This window comes from Roseobacter sp. MH60115 (genome assembly GCF_015644665.1).
In the GTDB taxonomy this organism is placed as follows: domain Bacteria; phylum Pseudomonadota; class Alphaproteobacteria; order Rhodobacterales; family Rhodobacteraceae; genus Roseobacter.
The window spans coordinates 1,092,685-1,114,571 of record NZ_JADOBQ010000001.1 but is presented as its reverse complement, the minus strand read 5'-3'; the positions used below and the strand labels follow the sequence as shown (position 1 = coordinate 1,114,571).

At 62.5% G+C, this 21,887-nt stretch carries 21 protein-coding genes; 7 read left to right on the top strand and 14 right to left on the bottom strand.

Going from position 1 to position 21,887, the window contains the following annotated elements; all coding sequences use genetic code 11:
• Window positions 1-3: 3 nt before the first annotated feature.
• The 9 genes from ISX84_RS05220 to ISX84_RS05180 all read right to left on the bottom strand — a co-directional run bounded on the left by ISX84_RS05220 (window position 4) and on the right by ISX84_RS05180 (window position 10,987).
• Complete coding sequence (locus ISX84_RS05220; RefSeq protein ID WP_195819242.1) at window positions 4-2,169, bottom strand: ABC transporter permease; 2,166 nt, start codon at window positions 2,167-2,169, stop codon at window positions 4-6.
• A complete protein-coding gene (locus ISX84_RS05215) occupies window positions 2,166-2,936 on the bottom strand; it encodes an ABC transporter ATP-binding protein (RefSeq protein ID WP_195819241.1) in 771 nt (256 codons plus the stop codon). The genes ISX84_RS05220 and ISX84_RS05215 overlap by 4 nt, the downstream gene beginning before the upstream one ends.
• On the bottom strand, window positions 2,933-3,982 hold the full coding sequence (locus ISX84_RS05210; protein WP_229884072.1) for a branched-chain amino acid ABC transporter permease: 1,050 nt from the start codon (window positions 3,980-3,982) through the stop codon (window positions 2,933-2,935). The genes ISX84_RS05215 and ISX84_RS05210 overlap by 4 nt, the downstream gene beginning before the upstream one ends.
• Before the next feature lie 7 nt (window positions 3,983-3,989).
• On the bottom strand, window positions 3,990-5,012 hold the full coding sequence (locus ISX84_RS05205; protein ID WP_195819239.1) for a branched-chain amino acid ABC transporter permease: 1,023 nt from the start codon (window positions 5,010-5,012) through the stop codon (window positions 3,990-3,992).
• 175 nt (window positions 5,013-5,187) lie between these two features.
• Window positions 5,188-6,003, bottom strand: coding sequence for an AraC family transcriptional regulator (locus tag ISX84_RS05200; RefSeq protein WP_195819238.1), 816 nt, complete (start codon window positions 6,001-6,003; stop codon window positions 5,188-5,190).
• A 132-nt stretch (window positions 6,004-6,135) separates the two neighbouring features.
• Window positions 6,136-7,566, bottom strand: coding sequence for an aldehyde dehydrogenase family protein (locus tag ISX84_RS05195; RefSeq protein ID WP_195819237.1), 1,431 nt, complete (start codon window positions 7,564-7,566; stop codon window positions 6,136-6,138).
• 12 nt (window positions 7,567-7,578) lie between these two features.
• Complete coding sequence (locus ISX84_RS05190) at window positions 7,579-8,664, bottom strand: iron-containing alcohol dehydrogenase (protein WP_195819236.1); 1,086 nt, start codon at window positions 8,662-8,664, stop codon at window positions 7,579-7,581.
• Between the two features lie 103 nt (window positions 8,665-8,767).
• Window positions 8,768-10,033, bottom strand: a complete 1,266-nt coding sequence (locus ISX84_RS05185) for an ABC transporter substrate-binding protein (RefSeq protein ID WP_195819235.1) — start codon at window positions 10,031-10,033, stop codon at window positions 8,768-8,770.
• Between the two features lie 264 nt (window positions 10,034-10,297).
• On the bottom strand, window positions 10,298-10,987 hold the full coding sequence (locus tag ISX84_RS05180) for an ArsR/SmtB family transcription factor (protein ID WP_195819234.1): 690 nt from the start codon (window positions 10,985-10,987) through the stop codon (window positions 10,298-10,300).
• 72 nt (window positions 10,988-11,059) lie between these two features.
• Between ISX84_RS05180 and ISX84_RS05175 the strand changes: the two genes are divergently transcribed.
• The 4 genes from ISX84_RS05175 to pobA all read left to right on the top strand — a co-directional run bounded on the left by ISX84_RS05175 (window position 11,060) and on the right by pobA (window position 15,166).
• Window positions 11,060-11,383 (top strand): NIPSNAP family protein, encoded by a 324-nt coding sequence (locus ISX84_RS05175; protein WP_195819233.1) that lies wholly within the window; start codon window positions 11,060-11,062, stop codon window positions 11,381-11,383.
• Window positions 11,380-11,745, top strand: coding sequence for an antibiotic biosynthesis monooxygenase family protein (locus tag ISX84_RS05170; protein WP_195819232.1), 366 nt, complete (start codon window positions 11,380-11,382; stop codon window positions 11,743-11,745). Before ISX84_RS05175 ends, ISX84_RS05170 begins: the two co-directional genes overlap by 4 nt.
• Before the next feature lie 109 nt (window positions 11,746-11,854).
• On the top strand, window positions 11,855-13,900 hold the full coding sequence (locus ISX84_RS05165; RefSeq protein WP_195819231.1) for a putative bifunctional diguanylate cyclase/phosphodiesterase: 2,046 nt from the start codon (window positions 11,855-11,857) through the stop codon (window positions 13,898-13,900).
• 96 nt (window positions 13,901-13,996) lie between these two features.
• On the top strand, window positions 13,997-15,166 hold the full coding sequence (gene pobA / locus ISX84_RS05160; protein ID WP_195819230.1) for a 4-hydroxybenzoate 3-monooxygenase: 1,170 nt from the start codon (window positions 13,997-13,999) through the stop codon (window positions 15,164-15,166).
• Here pobA and ISX84_RS05155 read toward each other — a convergent pair.
• From ISX84_RS05155 to ISX84_RS05140, 4 genes are all read right to left on the bottom strand, one after another.
• Window positions 15,163-16,563 carry a TRAP transporter large permease gene (locus ISX84_RS05155; RefSeq protein ID WP_195819229.1) on the bottom strand — a complete coding sequence of 467 codons (1,401 nt, stop codon included), beginning with the start codon at window positions 16,561-16,563 and terminating at the stop codon, window positions 15,163-15,165. The genes pobA and ISX84_RS05155 overlap by 4 nt on opposite strands.
• Window positions 16,563-17,192 carry a TRAP transporter small permease subunit gene (locus tag ISX84_RS05150; protein WP_195819228.1) on the bottom strand — a complete coding sequence of 210 codons (630 nt, stop codon included), beginning with the start codon at window positions 17,190-17,192 and terminating at the stop codon, window positions 16,563-16,565. The genes ISX84_RS05155 and ISX84_RS05150 overlap by 1 nt, the downstream gene beginning before the upstream one ends.
• A gap of 68 nt (window positions 17,193-17,260) precedes the next feature.
• On the bottom strand, window positions 17,261-18,277 hold the full coding sequence (dctP, locus tag ISX84_RS05145; RefSeq protein WP_195819227.1) for a TRAP transporter substrate-binding protein DctP: 1,017 nt from the start codon (window positions 18,275-18,277) through the stop codon (window positions 17,261-17,263).
• A gap of 419 nt (window positions 18,278-18,696) precedes the next feature.
• Window positions 18,697-19,293: a hypothetical protein gene (locus ISX84_RS05140; protein ID WP_195819226.1), complete on the bottom strand. Its 597-nt coding sequence runs from the start codon at window positions 19,291-19,293 to the stop codon at window positions 18,697-18,699.
• A 188-nt stretch (window positions 19,294-19,481) separates the two neighbouring features.
• On the opposite strand from ISX84_RS05140, the gene ISX84_RS05135 reads away from it, so the two are divergent.
• The 3 genes from ISX84_RS05135 to ISX84_RS05125 all read left to right on the top strand — a co-directional run bounded on the left by ISX84_RS05135 (window position 19,482) and on the right by ISX84_RS05125 (window position 21,140).
• Window positions 19,482-20,093, top strand: a complete 612-nt coding sequence (locus ISX84_RS05135; RefSeq protein ID WP_195819225.1) for a TetR/AcrR family transcriptional regulator — start codon at window positions 19,482-19,484, stop codon at window positions 20,091-20,093.
• 73 nt (window positions 20,094-20,166) lie between these two features.
• Complete coding sequence (locus ISX84_RS05130; RefSeq protein ID WP_195819224.1) at window positions 20,167-20,553, top strand: hypothetical protein; 387 nt, start codon at window positions 20,167-20,169, stop codon at window positions 20,551-20,553.
• A gap of 146 nt (window positions 20,554-20,699) precedes the next feature.
• Window positions 20,700-21,140 (top strand): SRPBCC family protein, encoded by a 441-nt coding sequence (locus ISX84_RS05125; protein ID WP_195819223.1) that lies wholly within the window; start codon window positions 20,700-20,702, stop codon window positions 21,138-21,140.
• An 82-nt stretch (window positions 21,141-21,222) separates the two neighbouring features.
• Here ISX84_RS05125 and ISX84_RS05120 read toward each other — a convergent pair whose 3' ends face one another.
• Window positions 21,223-21,675, bottom strand: coding sequence for a GNAT family N-acetyltransferase (locus ISX84_RS05120; RefSeq protein WP_195819222.1), 453 nt, complete (start codon window positions 21,673-21,675; stop codon window positions 21,223-21,225).
• Window positions 21,676-21,887: the final 212 nt, after the last annotated feature.

Here is a 21,887-nt window from a genome sequence, read left to right as displayed (position 1 = left end):
GGGTCAGGCTCCTCTGGCGCGGGCGGGTGTGCTGTGAAAGGACCGGAAGGTCCGCACCACCAGATCCGCAAATTCCGGGTCGTTGATATTGTGGGGCACGCGCACAAGCTGGCGGTTGGCGGTCTGGCGCACCGTGGCCTCGAGCGTGTCGAAAAGTGCTGCATCCGCCGCCGGGTCCCAGAACGGCTGGCCCGGCGCATCGAGCAGGCTAACGCCGCCTTCTGGCAGGAAGAACCGCACCGGCCCCGTCATCTGGTTGAGCTTCTCGCCGATGAACCGGGCCATGGCGCGGTTTTCCTGAACCGTTGTCCGCATCAGGGTGATCTGCGGATTATGCTCGTAGAAAAGCCGCCCTTGGTACTTTGCCGGAACCGTGTCCGGCGCGTTGAAATTCACCATGTCGAGCGCGCCTGCGGCACCGATATACGGCAACCCCGCACGGATGGAGGCGCCAAAGCGGTCGTCATCGGCGGCAAAAACCCCACCCGCCACATAGTCGCAGACCTCCGTCGTGGTCAGATCCAGCACCGCCGAAAGCATCCCACTGTCGAGCAGTTTCTCCATCGACCGACCGCCAACGCCCGTGGCGTGAAAGACCAAGCAATCGTAATCCGCCTCCAGCGCCTTGGTGACGTTCTGCACGCAAGGCGTGGTCACCCCGAACATGGTCAGCCCCAGCGCGGGTTTGTCGGGCGCGGACGCGGGCGCCTGCCGGGCCCGGGCGCGCACCATCCCGGCCAGCGCATGGGCGCCATTGGCCAGCACCTCGCGGGTGATCGAATTGATCCCCTGCACATCGGCCACCGAATACATCATGGTGATGTCCGAGGGGCCGACATATTGCTCGGTATTGCCCGAGGCGACGGTGGAGACGATGAGCTTGGGCACGCCAACGGGCGGCACGCGGAAGGCAGGGGAGACCAGCGCGGTGCCGCCAGAACCGCCTGCCGATAAAAGACCCGCCACATCGTAGCAGCCCGTGATCCAATGCTCGAACGCCAGCGTCATGCCCGCCACGGCGCTGCCGCGATCGCCGGTGAAGACCGCCGCCGCCCCTCTGGGATGATGCGCGGCCACCACATGCGGCGGTACATCCGCGCCGGACCGTGCGCCGGATGTGGAAAGGTCCACCGTCTGCACCGCCAGGCCCTGCGCGCGCACCAGCCCGGCCATGAACTCCAGCTCTCGCCCCTTGGTGTCAAAGGTGCCGCAGACATAGACAGTGCGCCGCGCCATCGGCAGCCGTTCCACGGCGAGCGGCACCACATTGCTGCCCCGGTCCACGGCATCGGTCACCGTCCGGGCGGAGCCTTCGAGGACCGCCACCGGCACCGGCGCCGTCCAACGAGTGGGTACTTTGGGATTGGAGAGATAGATCCGCGTGACCTTGGCCCGCGCCTCGGTCGCTGCCGTGGCCGGGGCCGTGTCGCGCGTCTCTGTCACCTCGTCGGTCTCGTCATGCGCGTGACGGCCCACGCCCAAAAGCGCCTGCTGCAGATCGCGGTCGGCGGCCAGAATGCTGCTGTCCATCACCCGGTTGATGCGTCCGTTGACCATGATCGCCACCTGCGAGGCCACATCACAGGCCACGCCGATGTTCTGCTCGATCACCAGCACGTCGATGTCGCCTTCCTGCCCCAGACGCACCAGCATCTCGGCCACCTGGTTCACGATCACCGGGGCCAGGCCTTCGGTTGGCTCATCCATCACCAGCAGGCGCGGGTTCAGCAGCAAGGCCCGTCCGATGGCCAGCATCTGCTGCTCTCCGCCCGACAGCTGCGCGCCGCCATTGCTCTTACGTTCGGCGAGCCGCGGGAAGACACCATAGACCCGCTCCACCGTCCAGGCGCCGCCGCGCTTTTCCACCAGCTTGAGGTGTTCATCCACGGTCAATGACTGCCAGAGCCGCCGGCCCTGCGGTACATAGCCGATCCCGGCGCGCGCAACCTCTGACGGACCCATGCCCGCCAGCGACTGGCCGTGAAAGGAGATCGACCCGGAGGTGACCGGCTGCAGCCCCATGATCGCCTTGCACATGGTCGTCTTGCCCATGCCGTTGCGCCCGACCACCGACAGCACGCCGCGCTCCAGCGTCAGATCCACCCCCTGCAGCGCATGGGACTGACCGTAGTAGACGTTCAGGTCACGGATTTCCAGCGCCGGGGTCATGCCGCGTCCCCCCCGAGATAGAGCGCCTGCACTTCCGGGTCGTCCTCGATCTCCGCCGGTTTGCCCTCCTTGAAGATGCGCCCGTTGTGCATCATCGATACGTATTCGGAGACGCGGAGGGCGACGTCCATGTCATGCTCGATGATGATGTAGCCCATGTGGTCGGGCAGCCCGTTGAGGATGGTGATGAGCTCGCGCCGCTCCGTCGGGCTAAGCCCGGCGGCGGGTTCGTCAAAGAGGATGAAGCGCGGCGCGCCCGACAGCGCCATCGCGATCTCCAGCTGGCGCTGCTGGCCGTAGCTGAGATCGCTGACCATGGTGTCGCGGGCATCCCAGAGGTTGACCATCCGGGTCAGCTCCTCGGCGGAGGCGACAAGCGCGTCGTCCCGGCGCGCACGTAGAAAGGAGAACCGCCCGCGAGAGACCCCGAGGCAGGCCAGATAGACATTGTCGATCACCGTCAGCCCCGAGAAGAGCAACGAGATCTGATAGGTGCGCCGCAGCCCCCGGCGGATACGCTCCTGCGCGGGAAAGGCGGTGATGTCTTCGCCAAAGAACCGGATCGAGCCTTCGGAAGGTGGAAAATCACCAGTGATGCAGTTGAAGAGCGTGGTCTTGCCCGCCCCGTTGGAGCCGAGCACCGCGCGCCGCTCACCCGGCCGCACGGTCAGCTCGATATCGCTGAGCGCGGCCAGCGCGCCGAAGCGTTTCGACACACCGCGCAATTCCAGTGCGTTTTCGGTGCCGGTGCTGCCGCGTGCATTCATGAGCGGCGCTCCCCGGTCAGCGGATCGCGGGCACGGCTGGCGCGCAGCTTGTGCCAGAGACCCAGGAGCCCGTCTTCGGAGAAAAAGACCACCAGCAGGAAGCCCAGTCCGATCAGCAACTGGAACCGGTCGCCGCTGAGCCCAAGGGCGATCAGCACATCGACGGCAAAGGTCTTGAGGATCACGTAGAGAAACGCCCCGATGAAGGCGCCTGCCGGGTGGCGCATCCCGCCCACCACCGCGATGATCAGGATGTCGATAGCGGGCTGGATGCCGACGGTGCCGGGGCTGATCTGCGCCGATTGCCAGGTCAGCAGGATGCCGCCCAGGCCCGCCGGAATGGCCGAAAACGCATAGGCCGCAACCCGGTGCGCGGTGACGTTAAACCCCAGCGCCGCCATGCGCCGCGGGTTGTCGCGCACCCCCTGCAGCGCCAGGCCGAAAGGCGCGCGCGAGATGTAGAGCACGGCAAAATAGGTTGCTGCCGCCCAGAAGAGCGTGAGGTAGTAAAACGCCTCCGGCCCGCGCCAGTTGACCCCGAAGAGCCGCGGCGGCAGGACCGAGTTGAAGCCCTGAAACCCGTTGAAAATGTCGTAGTTTTGCCGGGTGAAATAGAAAAACGCCGCCGCGATGGCCAGCGTGATCATGATGGTGTAGATGCCCTCGGTCCGCACCGCGAGCCAGCCGATGCAGGTGGCAAAGATCACCGCGATCAGCAGCGCCAGTGGGATGGTGATGTACCACGGCCAGCCCATGGATATGTTGGTGATCGCGCTGTCCCCAAAGATCGCCACCATATAGCCCGCGACGCCCGCAAAGGTCATCTGCGCGAGGCTGACCATGCCGCCGTAGCCGCCCAGAAACATCAGCGACGTGGCGATCATGCCAAGGATGAAGGTCCAGCCGAAGATCTGGAACATGACGAAATCGGAGGCGAAGGAGGGGATGATCAGGAGGATCACGCCGATGATCCAATAGGCTGGCGGGATCCGCTCCACCCAGAGCCGGCTGTCCTGCGGGGCCGCCGCGCGGGTGATCTCGGGCATCGCCATCTCAGCCGCGCCCCAAGAGGCCCTGCGGGCGGAAGGCCAGCACCACCACCATGATCAAGAAGGTCAGCACCACGGCATAGGTGGGGAAGTAGACCGAGCCGAACTGCTCGGCACAGCCGATCAGCAGCGCCCCCAGCGCCGCGCCCGGGATCGACCCCATGCCGCCGACGATGACCACCACCAGCGAGGCCAGCAGAAAGCGGATGTCCTCCCCCGGTGCGACCGACTGGAAGGTGCCGCCCACCACGCCTGCAAGCCCGGCAAGCCCCGCACCAAAGAAGAAGACGCCAACAAAGACAAGCTGAATGCGCGCGCCGGTGGCGCTCAGCATATCGCGGTCATCGACACCGGCGCGCACCAGCATGCCGATGCGCGTGCGGTTCAGTACCAGCCACATCGCAACCCCGATGACCACGGAGGCCAGGAAGATCACGATCCGCACCATGGGATATTTGAGGTAGGAGGTGACCACCTCGCCCGAGCTGCGCACCCGTTCGCTGGTGATCAGCCCGGTCTCCAGCGGGCCCGACAGCCAGCGGGGCGGGTTGATGTTGTAGAAATCACCCCCCACGCCCCAGAGCATCAGATCGGCCAGCACGATGGAAATGCCGATGGTGACCAGCGTCTGGCGCAGATCCTGCCCCTCCATCCGGCGAAAGACGAAGATCTGCAGCAGAACACCCAGAAGCCCAACGACCAGGAAAGCCACCGGAAAGGCCAGCAGCCAGAGCCCGGTCACATCCGCGATGAAAAACCCGATGTAGCCGCCCAGCAGGTAGAGCGAGCCATGCGCGAGGTTCACATTACGCATCAGCCCGAAGATCAGGGTGAAACCGGAGGCCACGAGGAAATAGAGCCCGCCGAGCGTGATGCCGTTGAAGAGCGCATTAAGAAAGACCTTCTTGCGGCCGATCCGGTCGATCAGCGCGTCAGGCCAGACTGCAAAGACCAGATAGAGCAGGATCAGGGCCAAAAGGGCCAGAACACCGGACCACACCGGATGCCGCGCAACCACGGCCCTCACGGCGCTGCCCCGACTGCGGCTGGATGATCTGCACAGACGTGCTGCAGCAGCATAGTGTCCTCCCTTGAAATGCGCCCGTTCTGCGCACTCCCACTTGGGAGGTTAGCCAATGCTTGTCTGCAGGCGCGTATCCAAAAGTCTTCACCAGTGCCCCAGCGTCGGTAATTCTGCGCCGCTAGTGATGGGCGACGCGTTTGTATTCGGTGGGGGCGATGCCGATGTTGCAGGTAAAGAAGCGGGTGAAGGACGCCTGCGAGGCAAAGCCCAGATCATGGGCGATCTCGGTCACGGATTTATCAGTGGTCACCAGCGTCTCGATCGCGCGTTCCGACCGCAGGGTGTTGAAGTAGATGTTCGGCGTCACCCCGGTCTGCTTTTTGAACAGCTTGAAGAAATGCGGACGTGACAGCCCGACCTCGGCGGCGAGCCGATCCAGCCCTTCGTGATCGCTGAGGTAATTTGTCATCAGCTTCTGCGACCGGCGGATACGGAAATCGCTGAACCGCAGGGCCGACTGGTAGCTGCACTTGCGCGTACCATGGCGCCAGGACAGCGCATAACAGCTGGACGTGAGTTCGATCAATAGCTGTTCCACGCCCATATCGGTCTCATCCATCACCATCAGGCTGGTCAGCCGGTTGATCAGCGCCTGGATGTCCGGCGTGAGCGGCAGCTGGGCGGTGCCGAAGTCCAGCGCGAACTCGGAACTGCCGGTGTTTTCGAGAAACCACATCGGCTTGATGTAGAGCACAAGCGACAGGCAGGGGCCTTGCGGCGTGTCGAAGGAATGCGGCTCCCACGGGCTGACGGCAGCGGCGTATCCATTGCCACAGCGGACGAGCTTGTTGCGGATCCGGACATTCGGTACGGCTCCTCCAACGCGAAAGATCAGATGCCCTTCGCGGTGCGCATGGGTTGTGATCGGACGGTCGAGATCGTAAAGCGCCGCGCGTCCAAACTCCCCATGACTAACTGCAAGCGCTTTGCTCATGCAGCAGTCCTCCCTATGTGCGCGTCGGCTTCTGTGGCCGTTCATCGCGGGCTAGAGGATGCGGCAGCGCATGTGACTTGGCAACGAAAATGCGCTGGAAACAGACGATTCGGTATAAATGCATCGCTCTGATTATGCCCAGGTGTAGGCGGTCTTGACGGTGGTGAAGAACTCCGCGGCATAGCGGCCCTGCTCGCGCGGGCCCATGCTGGAGCCCTTGGTGCCGCCAAAGGGCACGTGATAGTCGACCCCGGCGGTGGGCAGGTTGACCATGACCATCCCCGCCTTTGCATGCCGCTTGAAGTGCTGGGCATGTTTCAGCGAGCCGGTGCAGATCCCGGCGGTGAGCCCGAAGTCTGTGTCATTGGCGAGGCTCAGCGCATGATCGTAGTCACGCGCGCGCAGGACCGTGGCCACCGGGCCGAAAACCTCTTCGCGGTTGATCCGCATCGCAGGGTCAGTGTCCGTAAAGAGCGTCGGGGCGAGAAAAAACCCCGGCGTGTCGCAGCGCACAACCTCACCACCCGCACGTAGATTGGCCCCGTCGCGCCGCGCCCCTTCAATGTAAGCGAGATCCTGATCGAGCTGGGTCTGATCCACCACAGGGCCAATCTGCGAGTCGGGGTCCAGCGCGGGGCCCACCTTCAGCGCGCGGGTCTTTTCGGTCAGCATCTCGACGAAACGGCCGTGGATGCCGTCAGTGACAATCAGCCTTGAACTGGCCGTGCAGCGCTGGCCGGTAGAAAAGAACGCCCCATCGAGGGCGGCATCGGTGGCGAGATCCAGATCGGCGTCATCCAGCACGACAAGCGGGTTCTTGCCTCCCATCTCCGCCTGAAACCTGCGCGCGTGCCGCAGGCTCGCCTCGGCCACGATCCGCCCCGTGGCCTGTGAGCCGGTGAAACTGATGGCGCGCAGCTCTGGCGCGTCCAGCATCGCCTGGCCGACCACGCGTCCGGGGCCCATGACGAGGTTGAAAACGCCAGCAGGCAGCCCGGCACCCGCAATGATCTCGCTCAGGAGCCACGCCGTGCCGGGCACCAGTTCCGCCGGTTTGAAAACCACCGTGTTGCCATAGCAAAGCGCCGGGGCGATTTTCCAGGCGGGGATGGCAATGGGGAAATTCCACGGGGTGATCAGCCCTACAGGGCCGACCGGCTCGCGGGTCACCTCGATGCCGACGCCGGGACGCACCGAGGGAAGCATTTCCCCTGAGAGCCGCAGGGCCTCCCCGGCGAAGAAGTGGAAAATCCGCCCCGCGCGTTCGGTCTCGCCCAGGGCCTCGCGCAGGATCTTGCCCTCCTCGCGGGCCAGCATCTCGGCGATCTCTGATTTGCGGGCGAGGATGTCATCGCCGATCCGCCGCAGGATGTCGTGGCGTTGCTCTACCGGGGAATGGCTCCAGCCCTCAAAGGCCGCTGCTGCCGCCGTAATCGCCGCTTCTGTCTCTGCCCGCCCCGCCTCGGCATAGGCGCCGATGACGTCACGCGTGTCGGAGGGGTTGATGTTGTCGCGCGCACTGCCCGCAGGGACCCATGCACCGTTGATCCAGTTCGGTTTCATGCCCACCCACCCTCAATAGACATCCTGCAACACCTGTCTCAGCTGGGCCTGCGAGCGCATCTGCGGCGTGCCGAATTTCGGTTCCATGAACCCCACCGCCTGTTCGACTTCGTCCCAGCGGATGTCCATCTCCTGCAACGTCCCCGGCAGGGGAAGCGCGGCCATCTGCCCGGCCACGAATTCGGGCAGCCCGGCGCCCGGGGGGACGCCCAGCACACGGGCGATCATCGCGGTGTCTGGCGCTTCTGCCGCATCCAGCATCCGCGCCAGCATCACCCGGTAAAGCAGCGCCCCGTCCAACTCGCGCCCCACCGCCTTGCCGAAGGAAAACCGCAGGGCTTCCACCAGCCCGGTGCCCTTTTGCAGCGCCAGAGCCCCGTTCAACGTCGCGGCCATCACATCGCGCAACCGGTCGTGGGGCGCCATCACCGGGGCGCCATCATCCATCATCCGCGCCAGCCGCGCCAAGCCGTCGATGGCCAGCCCGTCCGCCAGCGGGTTGAAGGCCTGCGCGCCCAGCACGTTCAGGCACCGCCCCATGGTCTGGGCAACCGCGCGGGCAATCTCGACCTCGCTGGCCGCGTCGATCACCGAAGGGTCGCAGATGATCACGCCGGGCGGGGCGGTCTTGAAACTGCTCTGCGTTGTGCTTTCCAGGCAGGGATCAGGCAGCCCCTCAATGCCCGGGATCACGAAAAATGCGGGCTGCAGCGCAGTCTTGCGCGCCGGATCACGCCTGCGGCCCGCCAGCTGCCGGTAGCGCGCTGTCACAATCTCGTGCCGGCATTTGCGCCCGTGGGCAATGCATTCCATGGTCCCGAAGGCGATGATAACATCGACGGTTCGGGCGCGCTCGACCTCCCGAGCATACGCCCCCGTATCATATTTGCTCTGCGCCGGGGTGATGACGCGCAGCGTCACCTCTGCGCAGCTACTGAGCCCGCTTTCCACCCGCGACAGAAATTCACCCTCACAAAAGGCAACGGGACAGAGCAGCAGCGCATGCGCGAGACGGTTTTCATCAACCTCGGCGCGCAGCGCTTCTTCGAGCACATCGCGCGCGAAATGGATCCGGGAGTGCAGCGTGATCAGGGTCATATCGAAAAAGCAAAGGGAATTGGCCCGCATGTCGCAGCAGACAGGTGAAGACGATGCGGTGAGACGCAACTGGCCCGACCATCACGGCCGGGCCAGCAGGTGTTCAGTAAGAGCTCTGACAGGCCGGTGTGTCGCGTGATGGCAGGCCGACCCCGTCGAAGGCGGCCTTTTCCAGACCGAGCGTCTGGTTCACGCCATCCACCTTCTTGACCATCTGCGTCACCAGCGAGCCATCGTCCAGCTCCACCACTTCGGAGACGAAGTTGGACCCGATGGCCTGACGGTTTTCATCCAGCGTGATGGTTCCGTTGGGCGCATCAAGCTCCAGCCCGGTGAGGCACTCGCGGAAGGCCGCCTGCCCGTCCGACAGATCGCCCCCAACTTCGCCCAAACATTGCAGCATGGCCGAGGTGGCATTGTAGTACCCCGTGGCCAGCAGCGACGGTGATGGGAAACGATCCTCAGGTGCGAAGGTATCCTGATAGGCCTTGACGTAGGCCTGCCAGTCCGGATCGTCCCAGGTGTCGGCCTGCGGTCCCGAGGACGGTGTGCCGATAAGTGCGTTCTTGGCGTCGCCCTTGGAATTGAGCACGGTGCCATCGACCATGATCGAGCCCCCGATGAGGTTGGCATCGCCGCCCGCCTGTTGATACTGATTGAGGAAGTTGACCGCATCGCCGCCGCCTAGCCCGAGATAGATCGCGTCGACGTCATCCGGCAAAGCCGCAATGATCGAGCCGAAGTCCTTGGTGCCTAGAGGCACCCAGAGCCGTTCAGTCACCTCGCCGCCCGCCTGGCAGAAATCAGTCACGAAGCCCATGACCTGCGTGTAGACAAAGGAGTAATCCTCGCCCACGGTCGCGACGACCTCCCATCCCTTCTCGTTGAAGACATAATCGCCCAGCCCCACGGACCATTGCGCCCCATCGGTGTTGAAGCGGAAGAAATTATCTGACGGCGTGACGTAGGTCGTCTCCATCGCGCCCGAGATGCCGTTGATGAAGGTCACATCAGGCTGCGTCTTGGAATAGTCGCGAATGGCGATCCCTTCGGATCCCGACAATGGGCCGATCACGATCGCCACGCCGTCCTGCTCGACCAGTTTGCGCGCGCCGCGCACCGCGCTGTCGGGGCTGGTGTCGGTTGACTGGATGATCACTTCGATTTCGCGGCCACCGGCCTGATTGTCCGCTTGCGCCAGAGCGGTCCGGAGCCCGCGCACACCGTCTTCGCCCAATGCCGTGTAGGTGCCTTCCAGCGTGGCCAGCACCCCCACCTTCAGCGGTCCACCATGAGCATCGGCCAAGGCAGCCCCGGCCCCCAGCAGCAGCGCCAGCATCGACGTACCCGTCATGAAATTCTTGTACATTCTGTCCTCCCAATGATCCGGGCCGTGCTGCACACGCACCCCTGCGCCAGCCTGCCACGGGCAGGGAGGGTTCTCAGATATCCAAAGGTTTACGAGGCATTGCGAAATGTCTGTTTTTTGGTGCTGGCGATCCGGTCAGAGGCGCAGGAAACGGCAGACATGGGAAAAGAGAGGTCATTTCCGCCTGCGGCGCGTGACCCTTGTGTCCCGCAGATCCACGCCCTTTTTGCGCAGGTCTGCCCCGTCGCAGCGCGCTTAGATGGATCAGACCGGCGTGACCGCAAGCCGCTCCGCAAAAGCGGCCTCGCCGCGCTGCGTGAAGATCACGGCGCGGCTGCCCGCGTCCCGTCTGGCCCAACCCAGCGTTTCAATCCGCGCAAGCAATGCGCGCCCCAGACTGCCCGCCAGATGAGAGCGCCGCGCGCTCCAGTCCAGGCATTCCCGGCACAGCGGCGATTTCTGCGCGGTGAGGCTGTCGAGATCGATCCCGAACCCGGTCATGAACTCCGCACCAGTGCGCGTGAGTTGGAGGTTTTCATCCTCCAGCGCCAGGAATCCACGCCCGTGAAAGCTGTCGAACATGCGGATGCCCATGTCACCCGCCAGGTGGTTGTAACAGACCCGCGCCTTGCGCAGCGATGCATCGCGAGGCCCGGTGCGCGTGCGCAGATGGCCGCTCTTGGCCGCCAGCCCCATCAGCCCTTCCAGAACCGCAGCCACGTCATCTGTCGCAAGGGAGAAGTACTTGTGCCGCCCCTGCTTGCGCACCCGCAGCAGGTTTCCACCATCCAGCTTGGCCAGATGCGTGCTGGCGGTCTGGCTGGTGATGCCCGCCTCCGCCGCCAGTTCCGTCGCGGTTAGCGCCTTGCCCGTCATCAGCGCGGTGAGCATGTTGGCCCGCGCCGGATCTCCGATCAGCGCCGCCACACGGGCGATATCCGGTCCTTCTTTCATAGTTCGACGTTAATCGAAGCATCCGCAGAGATCAATTCGCTATGACACAGATGTGCATCAAAGGAGATTGACATGCTGACCTGTATCATTCGCTATCAGATCGACCCGACCAAACGCGACAACTTCATCAGATACGCCCGCAACTGGGGTCAGGCGATCCCGCGCTGTGGTGCCGATCTGATTGGATATTTCGCCCCACATGAAGGATCATCGACCCTGGCCTATGGGCTTTACAACATCCCCAGCCTTGCCGCCTATGAAGCGTATCGCGCGCGGCTTGCCGATGACCCCCTGGGCCGCGAAAACTATGCCTTTGCCCAGTCGGAGAAGTTCTTGCTGCGCGAAGACCGAACCTTTTTGACGCTGGCCTCAGCGCCGCATGGAGAGCTTAAGTGATTGCCGTGATTTTCGAAGTGGAACCCGCCGACGGGCGCAAGGAAGACTACCTGGATATCGCGGCGAAAATGCGCCCGATGGTCGATGAGGTCGAAGGATTCATCTCTGTGGAACGGTTCCAGAGCCTGACAGATCCAAAGAAGATCCTGTCGCTCTCGTTTTTCGAGGATGAAGAGGCCATCGCTCGCTGGCGCAGGCTGAGCGCGCATCGCGCGGCGCAAAGCGCGGGCCGTGGCGGCATTTTCGACGGCTACCGTTTGCGCATCGCCAGCGTGATCCGCGACTATGGCATGGAAGACCGGGCGGAGGCGCCGGAGGACAGCAGGCGTCACCACGACGCAGGCGCCGGAACGGCGAAATAGGCGCAATATGAACTAAATGCTACGGCTTATTTTTCGGTATCGTATCAATGTGTTTACTGGTTTCATGTGATCCCGGCACATCTATGTTTGGGCGAGTGCCAGGACGACAATGAACCGCTTTATCGAATGCCTTACTCAGGAACACAACCACTGGCTGGTTGCGCTTGCGGCGTTCATTTGTGTCATTGGCAGCTGTTTGTCGATCCTGCTGGCGCGGCGACTGATCCATTCCAGCGGATCGCGCAAGGTCGTGCAACTGGCCTTGAGCAGCCTGATCGCCGGATCGACGATCTGGTCGACACATTTCATTGCGATGCTGGCCTATGATCCGGGATACGAACATGGGTACGAGCCCGTGGCCACCGGCCTGTCGCTGGTCGTTGCGGTGATTGGACTGCTCGCGGCAAACACCATCCTCGCCTATGCCCCCAAAACTGTCTATGCACTGCTGGCTGGTGCGGTGATGGGCCTCACCATTTCGTCGATGCACTACATTGGCATGTCCGCCTATCTTCTGCCGGGGGTGATCGTCTGGACGCAAAACACCGTGACAGTCTCGGTCGCGCTTGGCGCGCTGCTGGGCGCCGGGGCCTATCACCGGGTCGTATTCCCGATGACCAGATACTGCTGGCTGGGCGGCTCCCTGCTCATGGTGCTTGCGATCTGCGCCATGCACTTCACCGGGATGAGCGCCATTACAATCGAGTTGAGCCCCCTGTACCAGGTACCTCCGCAGGTCGTCTCGGATGAAACGCTGGGGATCGTCATCATGGGGGTGATGGGGGTGGTATTGCTGGTCGGCTTCGCCTCTGTCAGCATTGAGACGAATATCGAGGATGAAGCGCGGGATCGTCTGCAACGGGCAGCCCTGCATGATCCGCTGACCGGCCTGCCGAACCGTATGCATCTCAATCAGAAGATGACGGAGTATTCGGCGCGGCTGGAACAGGATGAAACCCAGCGTGCTGCCGTTCTGACCATCGACCTCAACCTCTTCAAGGAAGTGAACGACGTCTATGGACACGCGGCCGGCGACGCCGTGCTGTCGACCGTCGGCAAGCGCCTGTCCCAATCTCTCCAGCCGGATGAGTTCATCGCCCGCGCGGGTGGCGACGAATTCGTGGCCCTCAAGCGGGGCTTTCGCCGTCTCGATCAGGTGACCGCCTTTGCCGAGCGGGTCCATGCCCTGATCGTTGAGCCCATCAATATCGACCAGGCCTCCGTTGTGGTCGGCGCCTCCATCGGCATCGCCTCGACCATCGAAGACGGTCGGGAGCTCCATGACCTGCTGCATAAATCCGATCTGGCCATGTACCGCGCCAAGATGGAGCCGGAGCGCCACATCTGCCACTACAACGCCGAGATGGACCAGCAGAGCCGCGAAAAGAAGGTCATGATCAGTGATCTGCGACAGGCCTGTGAAAAGGGTGAGTTCGAGCTGGCCTATCAGTTGCAGAACGACATCCAGTCGCTGGCGCCGGTGGGGTTCGAGGTCTTGCTGCGCTGGAACCACCCGACGCGGGGACGTGTCTCACCTGGGGAATTCATCCCCATTGCCGAAGAGACCGGGCTGATCCGCGAGATCGGTCTTTGGGTCTTGCGCACAGCGTGTTTCGAAGCGACGCAATGGCCCAAACCTTACAGCATCGCCGTCAATGTCGCCCCGCAGCAACTGGTGCAGCCCTCCTTTCTCGAACATGTGTCGGATATCCTGTTTGAGAGCCGCCTGCCCCCGGAACGGCTGGAACTAGAAGTGACCGAAGCCAGCATCATCGACGATCAGGCCCATACGCTGCGGGTGATGCACCGTCTCAAGGAAATGGGCATCCGCATTGCGATGGACGATTTCGGCACCGGCTACTCCTCGCTCGCGACCCTGCAGACCTTCCCCTTTGACAAGATCAAGATCGACCGCAGTTTTGTCCAGAATGTGCATCTGGACCAGCAGCGCGCGGCCATCGTGCGATCCACCCTGCTGCTGGGTGCCGCGCTGAAAATTCCGGTTCTGGCCGAAGGCGTCGAGATTGAGGATGAGTTGACTTTCCTGCGGTCGGAACGCTGCGATTCCGTACAAGGCTTTTACTTTGGCCGCCCAATGAATCGCGAAGAAATGCTCAAAATCTTCGACAGCACCCCGGATACCAAGGCCTCCTGACGCATCCACATCCGTCCATCGCCGTTTCATCCTCCCCATTGGCCATTGCCTGATGGTCCTCTATCCTGCGCCCTGCGGGGAAGAGGAAACGGGATCATGCGTACACAGGTTGTCATCATTGGCGGCGGCCCATCTGGCCTGATGCTGTCGCAGCTGCTCTACACCAAGGGGATCGACAGCATTGTGCTGGAACGCCAGACCCGCGACCACGTGCTGGGCCGCATCCGCGCGGGCGTGCTGGAACAAGGGATGATGGCGCTGATGGCCGAGGCCGGGGTCGACGCCCGCATGAAGGCCAAGGGCATCGCGCATCATGGCACGCTGATCTCTTATGATGACACGCTTTTTCGCATCGATTTTCAAAAACATACCGGCACCTCGGTCATGGTCTATGGCCAGACCGAAGTGACACAGGATCTCTATGCCGCCCGCGAAGCCCATGGCGGACAGATCGAATTTGAGGTGGCGGGCGTTGCCATCCACGACGCAGATCGCGACGCGCCTTATGTCACCTACACGGTCGAGGGCGCGGAACGCCGCATCGACTGCGACTTTATCGCGGGCTGTGACGGGTTTCACGGGGTCAGCCGCAATTCCATTCCACAGAGGTCGCGGCGCGAATTCGAAAAAGTCTATCCCTTTGGCTGGCTGGGCGTGCTGAGTGAAACGCCGCCCGTGAACGATGAGATCATCTACGCCAATTCGGAGCGCGGCTTTGCCCTCTGCTCCATGCGCAACGATCAGCTGTCGCGCTACTACATCCAGTGCAGCATGGCGGACAAACCGCAGGACTGGTCGGATGACGCCTTCTGGCAGGAGCTGAAACGCCGCATCCCGCAGGATCAGGCGGCGCAGCTGGTCACCGGCCCCTCCATCGAGAAATCCATCGCCCCCCTGCGATCATTCGTGACAGAACCGATGCGCTGGGGGCGCCTCTTTCTCTGCGGCGATGCCGCCCATATCGTGCCGCCCACGGGGGCCAAAGGCCTCAACACTGCCGCCTCAGACGTGCATTACCTCTATACCGGGCTCTGCCAGCACTACCTCGATGGCACGGACGAGGGGTTGGAGCGCTATTCGGAAAAAGCACTGGCGCGGGTGTGGAAGGCCGAGCGGTTCAGCTGGTGGTTTTCCTCCCTCATGCACCGCTATCCCGACCAGTCCGCGTTCGATCTGCGCATGCAACGCGCCGAGCTTGAATTCCTGCGCAGCAGCGATGCCGCGCAGAAAGCCCTGGCCGAAAACTACGTGGGCCTGCCCTATTAACCGGCCAGCGCCGGCAGGAAAAGCACGATGCCCGGGAAGGCGACCAACAGCGCAATGGTCACCGCATCCGCCACGAAGAAGGGCGTCACGCCTTTGAACACATCTTGCACGGTCAGGTCATCGCGTACGCCCGCCACCACGAAACAGTTGAGACCAATGGGCGGCGTGATCAGACAGAACTCCGCCATCTTGACCACCAGAATACCGAACCAGATCGCGCACATCGGCCCCGACATGCCAAAGGCACTGTCTGCGGCGCTGACGAACTCGCCGCCATTCAGCGCCATGACCGCGGGGTAGACCACGGGCAGCGTCAACAGCAGCATGCCGATGGCATCCATGAACATGCCCAGCACCGCGTAGGCCAGCAGGATGCAGACCAGGATCAGCATCGGCGACATTTCCAGCGAGGTGATCCAATCGGCAAAGGCTTCCGGCAGTTCGGCAAAGCCCAGGAACCGCACGTAGATCAGCACCCCCCAGATGATGGAAAAGATCATGACGGTCAGCTTGGCGGTGTCCAGCAGGGCGTCCTTGAGCTGGGCCCACCGCATGCCCCGATAAAGCGCCATCAGGAAGATGATGAAGGCCCCGATGGCACCACCTTCGGTCGGGGTGCCCCAGGCATCGCCAAAGGGGTTGTAGACAAAGAAGATGATGATCACCACGACCGCCAGAATGGGCAGCGCGGGGGGCAATGCTTCAAAGCGTTCGCGCCAGGAAAACCCGCCGACGGGCGGCCCCACGGTTTTGAAAACCACGGCGATGCCGATGATCAGGGTGGCATAGACCACGGCGGAAAACATGCCGGGCAGGAATCCCGCCAGCAGCAGTTTGCCCACATCCTGCTCCACGATGATCGCGTAGATCACGAGGATCGCCGAGGGGGGGATCAGTGAGGCCAGCGTACCGCCCGCCGCCACGACACCGGCTGCGAATTGTTTGTTGTAGCCGATCTTGAGCATCTCCGGGATCGCGATGCGGGCAAAGACTGCCGCCGTCGCAACTGACGCGCCCGAGACCGCGGCAAATCCGGCGGTGGCAAAGACGGTGGAGACGGCGAGCCCCCCCGGCACCCAGGCGATCCAGCGTTTTGCCGCGACAAAGAGGGCTGTTGTGAGCTTGGCGTAATAGGCCAGATAGCCGATCAGGATGAAGACCGGGATCAGGCTCAGCACCTGTGCGGAGACTTTGGAATGCGGGGTGAGGCCTGCGATTTTCACGCTGATCTCAACCGCTTTCCAGAACCGTTCCGGGTCGTAGTCAAACCCGTTCCAGCGCAGCCAGACAAGCCCGACAAATCCGGCCAACCCAGCGGCAAAGGCCACGCGCATACCGAGGACGACAAAGACCAGAAGGCCCCCGCTGACCCACAATCCGATTTCAATGGGTTCCATCAATCCGCCCCATCCAGCGCTTCGGCCTCAAGCCGCGCCTGTTCGGCAACCGAGAGGTTCAGCGGCACCGCAACCGGGCTTTCGAGCCCCAGCACCAGCGCCCGCCCATAGCCCCAGGCCTGCAGCAAAAGCCGCAGGCAAAGCACACCAAAGGCAATGGGCACCACCAGTTTCGAGGGCCAGATCGGCAAGCCGATGTCGATGGAGCTGTCGCGGCTGCACAGGGGCCGCGCGCAGTCAAAGGAGCGGTCGAAATGATCCCACGCCCCCCAGGTCAGCGCCACGATCAGCACGAGGATCAGCAGAACGGAGACCAGCTCGAAGAACCACAGAATCCGCCCCCTCAGCGCGCTGACCAGCATGTCCATGCGCACATGGGTGCCATCCCGCTGCACGTAGGATACGCCCATGATCGCGATGATCGGCATCGCCGCCTCGATGTAATCCACGTAGCCCGCAAGCGGCGAGGCAAAGAACTTGCGCCCGGTGACCGAATAGGCCGCCAGGAACATCAGCGAGAAAATCGCCAGCCCGCTGAGCAGCGCGCAGAACCGTTCGATTGGTAGAAGTGTGCGATCCAGTCGGCTCAGCAGACTGGAATCTTCGAGCACCGCAGCGGATCCCGCCATCGCTCTGCCCCCCGGTTGTTATAGGTGGGGCCGCCCCCGAAGGCGCGGCCCGGTCAGATCGTTTCAGATCAGCTGCCGCCCTTGGCTTCTTCGAGCGTTGTCACGACCAGATCATAAAGCTCCTGGCCCGGCAGGCCTTGCGCTTCCATGTCCTTGATCCACTGATCGCGGATCGGGTCTGCGGCCTTGGCGCGGAATTCCTCAATCACTTCCGGTGCGATATCGACTTTCTGCACGCCCTTCTCTTCCAGCACGGAATCCCAGCGCTTGAGCAATTCGCCGTAGTTGGCAAGGTAGTGATCCAGCGCTTCGGAGACGGAACTGTCGAGCGCTTCGCGTTCCGCATCGCTCAGGGATTCATAGGCGTCGATGTTGACCACGACGGGGCAGTTCACCGTGCCGGGGTTGAGGTTGGCCGTCCACCAATCCGCCTGGTTGATCGTGCCGAAGCTCAGATGCGCGTGCTGGGCAAAGGCCACGGTATCGACAACGCCGCCTTCCATTGCCTGATAGGCCTCGGTCGCCGTCACGGAGGTTGGCACGCCCCCCACCGCCTTGAAGGCTTCACCCAATCCGCCGGTGGCGCGCACCCGCATGCCGTCAAACTCGGCCAACTCGTCGCGGGGCTCGCCGGTGCCGACGATATTGTATTGCGGCATGGGCGAGGTCATCAGCAGTTTCGCGTTCCATTGCGCCATTTCTTCGGTTGCGGCGGGGTGTGCGTAAACGGCAGAGGAAACGGCCACTTCCTGTTCCAGGTTCTCAACGCCGAGGAACGGCAGTTCCAGCACGGTGATCACACGGTTCTTGTCCCGGTGGTAGCCGGCGCAGAACTGCGCCATTTCAAAAGCGCCAATGGAAATACCATCGAGGTTCTCGCGGTTTTTCGACAGGCCGCCGTAGCTGATGTTCATGGTGAATTCGCCGTTTGTCTTTTCGGACACCAGTTCAGCCAGTTTTTCAACGTGCTCGGTAAAGGCGCGGCGTTTGCCCCAGACGGAGACGTTCCATTCCGTGGCGGCGGCCTCCGAGACAAATGCGAAGCTGATGGCGGCGACGGCGGCGCCGGACAGATATTTGTTCATGTGATTTCTCCCTATATACGCACCTCATCTGGGGCACGCTTGACGCAAAGCTACCCAAGCTGCCCCTCACTGCCAAGCCCAGAATGCCAGCATCCGCCGTCTCGCGTGATCGCCGTAATCCTGAGATCGTCTGAGATGCGCCGCGCATGCATAGAGTTTTCACAAGAACACGCTGTAAGAGGCTGTAAAATATAACTTTCTGTATCGTCTTGGGAGTATTCCGGCCCGAAACGGTCTCTTGTTTCAAGCCGAGAAGGTTCGCCAAGCTTAAGCAATATTCCCGTCGGGGCACCGCCCGGATCGTGGCGAAGAATGACAGGATGCCTTTGAAGATGACAGCAAAGGCCTTCGACCAATCCGCCGAGCAGGATGCCGATCCGTGGGGTTGGCCATGATCCGACGTGCCGAGCCCGCTTCAATTAACCCGCACGGTAGGGTTCTTCCTGGACGGCGTGACCGAGGACCATCTTGATGAAGAGGCACGGGATGAACCACTCCAACCCTGCACCCAAGGGTAGCAGATACTGGTTCCCGAACAGCGCAAGAACGGTGAGGCCGGTTGCCACCGCGCGGCGCAGGTAGAGCGGCAGGACCAGCACCAAAGCCACGCTGGCAAGCAGCAGGATATACCAGACCACCGCGTTCAAAAGGCTGCCCCCGAGGAAATAGGCAGTGATGATCGGGTGCACATGGATCGCGGTGAAAAGCATCGGGGTCTTGGCCAGCCGGGCGCTGAGCCCCTCACCCGGCTGCAGGTCGTTGTGATAAAACCGCTTACAGGAGTTGAGCATATTTGCGACGGCCCCACCCGCGATGTCGAAGGCGAAAAAGGCAAGCAAGAAAATCCGCCACCCCTCGGCAACCGGCACCTCCCGGTGGTGATCGAACAGCAGAATAAGACCCATGAAAAGACTGGCCATACCATAGGCCAGCAGCCGTTCGGCGGGCGAAGCCCCGGTGCCGCACAGCGGGTCTGTGCCGCCGGTATACGTCCAGCGTATGGGAGCAGTTTGCATCTTTCGTCCTTCCATTCGAGCGGCGCACCGATGTCCGGATCAGGCCGGGACAACCAGTCGGCTTCGTTCTCGATGGGTTTATTATGACTATCGGGTCATTAAAATGGGATGCGGCAAAATGACCGGTCGGTCATAATAAGCCTAATGTCTATGCTGCCGCTTGTGCGCCATGAAGAGGATACCGACAGATGCCAAAAATCGTGGACAAGGCAAAAATGCGGGACACCATCCTCGACGCTGCGATGACCGTTTTCGCAGAGCATGGGGTTCACGCATCGTCGGTCAGTGATATCGCCCAGGCCGCGGGGTTGGCCAAGGGAACGCTATACCTCTACTTCGACAGCAAGGAGGCGATGACGACGGCGATTGTCGACCGTCATTTTGCCGCTCTGGAGGCGCAGATCGCGCGCGGCGCACCCGGTGAGACCTTGAACGGCTTTCTGGAGGACCTTCGCCGAACGATGGATATCCCGGCCGAGCAGTCCTCCTTTCATCGCGTCTTCTTCGAAGTCTTTGGTCCCAGCTTTGCCTCGGATGCCTTCACGTCGCATGTCGCCGGCTTCTTTGACCGGCTGGGCGCGCATTACGCGGAACGGATCACGCATCTGCAGGATCTGGGCGAAATTACGCCCCATCACCACGCACCGTCCATCGGTCGCGTGCTGGCCAGCATGATGGACGGGGTGGTGCTGCACCGGGGCCTCTTCGGCATCGCCGAACGGCGACACCAGCGGATGATCCGGGAGGCCGTCGCGGTGCTGGGCGATGGGTTGCGCCCCCTTCCCCCCGGACCGGAATAACCTGCCGTCCCGCAGCTGGGCTTTGACCCCAACCGGCCACGCCGCCATATCCATCGCTTCAAGGAGACATCACATGAATATCTGGGTTTTCAGCGTCGCCTGCATCACGCTCGCTGCCTTTCTGGCGCATCTCATAATCGGTACACGAGAAACCGCCAGCATCGCGCCCGCGGCGTCGGACGACAAGCTGACGACGCATTGGGTGCAGGCGATGTGCGCGTTTCAGATGCTGTCTGTCGATCTTTTCGTCGTGGCGGTGGCCCTCTTCGGGATCACATTCACTGACCTGGGACCGCTGGAACGCCCGGCGATCCTGTTGCTGAGCGGGCTGTTTTTCCTCTGGGGTCTGGTCTGGATTGTCCAGATGAAATGGCTCAACCGGCCAGCGGTCACCCTATGGCGGCTCCCGCATTGGCTTGTGTGGTTTGTCTGCGCAGGGCTTCTCTACTTTGGCGGATGAAATCCGCGCGACGGGCCTGCGCGCCCCTGTAAAGGGCACCCATATGACGCTAAAGGAGATGGCCGCCGTGACACCCGCCGGTGGTGCGGGTCACCCACGATGTGGGGTGTCTATCGACACCCGGAATGTATCCCGCGGAGGATGACGTGAAGACGATAACGGTTCAAAACGACTATCCCGTCTGTGCCAGAAGGCTCTGGGCGCTGGCCACCGACTACGCGGCTCTGCGCGAGGTCATGGCAGGCCTGGTCTCTTTTGAAGGGCTGCCGGACGGGCGCACCCGAACCGGGCAAAGGCTGGAGGTGAAAGTTTCACTCTTTGGCAGGCTGCCCGCACAGCCCTACCGCATAGATGTTCTGGAGTGCGATGATCAGGCCATGATCCTGCGGTCGTCTGAACAGGGGGCCGGGGTCAAACGCTGGCTGCACACATTGACGGTCATCGAAACCGAAGCGGGCAGTCGTCTGCAGGATCGGATCGAGATCGACGCCGGGCTCCTCACGCCTGTCTTCGCGCTCTGGGCAGGGTATCTCTACCGCGCCCGGCACCAGCCGAGGCTGCGCCTGCTGGAAAGCGGGCGATACTGATCCCGCGATCCACCGGCGCAAAGACAGCATTTTTTCAGTTGATGGGTGTGTTGCAGGGCGACAATTGCCGCCCCGCCGTTTCTCAACCCATCAGGCGCATGCGGATGTTCTCGAACGGCAGCCCATCGTCATCCGTCGCCTGCCTCGAAAGCTCCGTGAACCCCAGCGCCCGGTAGACGGCGACGGCCTGCGCGTTCTGGGTGTAGACCTCCAGCGTCAACGCGCCCTTCAACGCCAGGGCTTGGGCGATCAAGGCCCGTCCGATCCCCTGCCCCTGACAGTCCGGCGCAACGAACAACCCGCCGATGAAGCTGTCCATCAGGCTGATGAAACCGACTGGCACGCCGGACCGGCAGGCCACCCAGGTTTCTGCATTGGGCAGATACACCGTCTCCACCCTGATGCGCTGGTCACGCAGACGCGGTTCACCGATAAAGCCATGCGCCAGCAGAGAGGCGTCAAACCAGATCGCCGACAGTGTTTCGAGGTCCGTGGTCGCCCTGTAGGCACGGATAGAAATTTCCATGTTTTTCATGATTTTCCTGCAGATGTTTATGCAAACAGAAACAGCGCCAAAGCGACGCTGCGAGACACCGCACCATGCGGTTCAACCAGGGCTTCTGTGCATAAATCTCCTTCTGCGGATGGTGCCTGGATAGGGTGTAGCGGCAAAACGCGCAAGGGGTGCTCTGCAATGCCGGATGGGTGCCGCCTTGTGCGGTCCCGCCGCCGGTAGAGGGCGCGCAC

What these genes read in the sequence shown, in the direction of transcription:
- ISX84_RS05220 (WP_195819242.1), bottom strand. Translation starts at nt 2,169, where the DNA reads ATGACCCCGGCGCTGGAAATCCGTGACCTGAACGTCTACTACGGTCAG.
- ISX84_RS05215 (WP_195819241.1), bottom strand. Translation starts at nt 2,936, where the DNA reads ATGAATGCACGCGGCAGCACCGGCACCGAAAACGCACTGGAATTGCGC.
- ISX84_RS05210 (WP_229884072.1), bottom strand. Translation starts at nt 3,982, where the DNA reads ATGCCCGAGATCACCCGCGCGGCGGCCCCGCAGGACAGCCGGCTCTGG.
- ISX84_RS05200 (WP_195819238.1), bottom strand. Translation starts at nt 6,003, where the DNA reads ATGAGCAAAGCGCTTGCAGTTAGTCATGGGGAGTTTGGACGCGCGGCG.
- ISX84_RS05195 (WP_195819237.1), bottom strand. Translation starts at nt 7,566, where the DNA reads ATGAAACCGAACTGGATCAACGGTGCATGGGTCCCTGCGGGCAGTGCG.
- ISX84_RS05190 (WP_195819236.1), bottom strand. Translation starts at nt 8,664, where the DNA reads ATGACCCTGATCACGCTGCACTCCCGGATCCATTTCGCGCGCGATGTG.
- ISX84_RS05185 (WP_195819235.1), bottom strand. Translation starts at nt 10,033, where the DNA reads ATGTACAAGAATTTCATGACGGGTACGTCGATGCTGGCGCTGCTGCTG.
- ISX84_RS05180 (WP_195819234.1), bottom strand. Translation starts at nt 10,987, where the DNA reads ATGAAAGAAGGACCGGATATCGCCCGTGTGGCGGCGCTGATCGGAGAT.
- ISX84_RS05175 (WP_195819233.1), top strand. Translation starts at nt 11,060, where the DNA reads ATGCTGACCTGTATCATTCGCTATCAGATCGACCCGACCAAACGCGAC.
- ISX84_RS05165 (WP_195819231.1), top strand. Translation starts at nt 11,855, where the DNA reads ATGAACCGCTTTATCGAATGCCTTACTCAGGAACACAACCACTGGCTG.
- pobA (WP_195819230.1), top strand. Translation starts at nt 13,997, where the DNA reads ATGCGTACACAGGTTGTCATCATTGGCGGCGGCCCATCTGGCCTGATG.
- ISX84_RS05155 (WP_195819229.1), bottom strand. Translation starts at nt 16,563, where the DNA reads ATGGAACCCATTGAAATCGGATTGTGGGTCAGCGGGGGCCTTCTGGTC.
- ISX84_RS05150 (WP_195819228.1), bottom strand. Translation starts at nt 17,192, where the DNA reads ATGGCGGGATCCGCTGCGGTGCTCGAAGATTCCAGTCTGCTGAGCCGA.
- dctP (WP_195819227.1), bottom strand. Translation starts at nt 18,277, where the DNA reads ATGAACAAATATCTGTCCGGCGCCGCCGTCGCCGCCATCAGCTTCGCA.
- ISX84_RS05140 (WP_195819226.1), bottom strand. Translation starts at nt 19,293, where the DNA reads ATGCAAACTGCTCCCATACGCTGGACGTATACCGGCGGCACAGACCCG.
- ISX84_RS05135 (WP_195819225.1), top strand. Translation starts at nt 19,482, where the DNA reads ATGCCAAAAATCGTGGACAAGGCAAAAATGCGGGACACCATCCTCGAC.
- ISX84_RS05130 (WP_195819224.1), top strand. Translation starts at nt 20,167, where the DNA reads ATGAATATCTGGGTTTTCAGCGTCGCCTGCATCACGCTCGCTGCCTTT.
- ISX84_RS05120 (WP_195819222.1), bottom strand. Translation starts at nt 21,675, where the DNA reads ATGAAAAACATGGAAATTTCTATCCGTGCCTACAGGGCGACCACGGAC.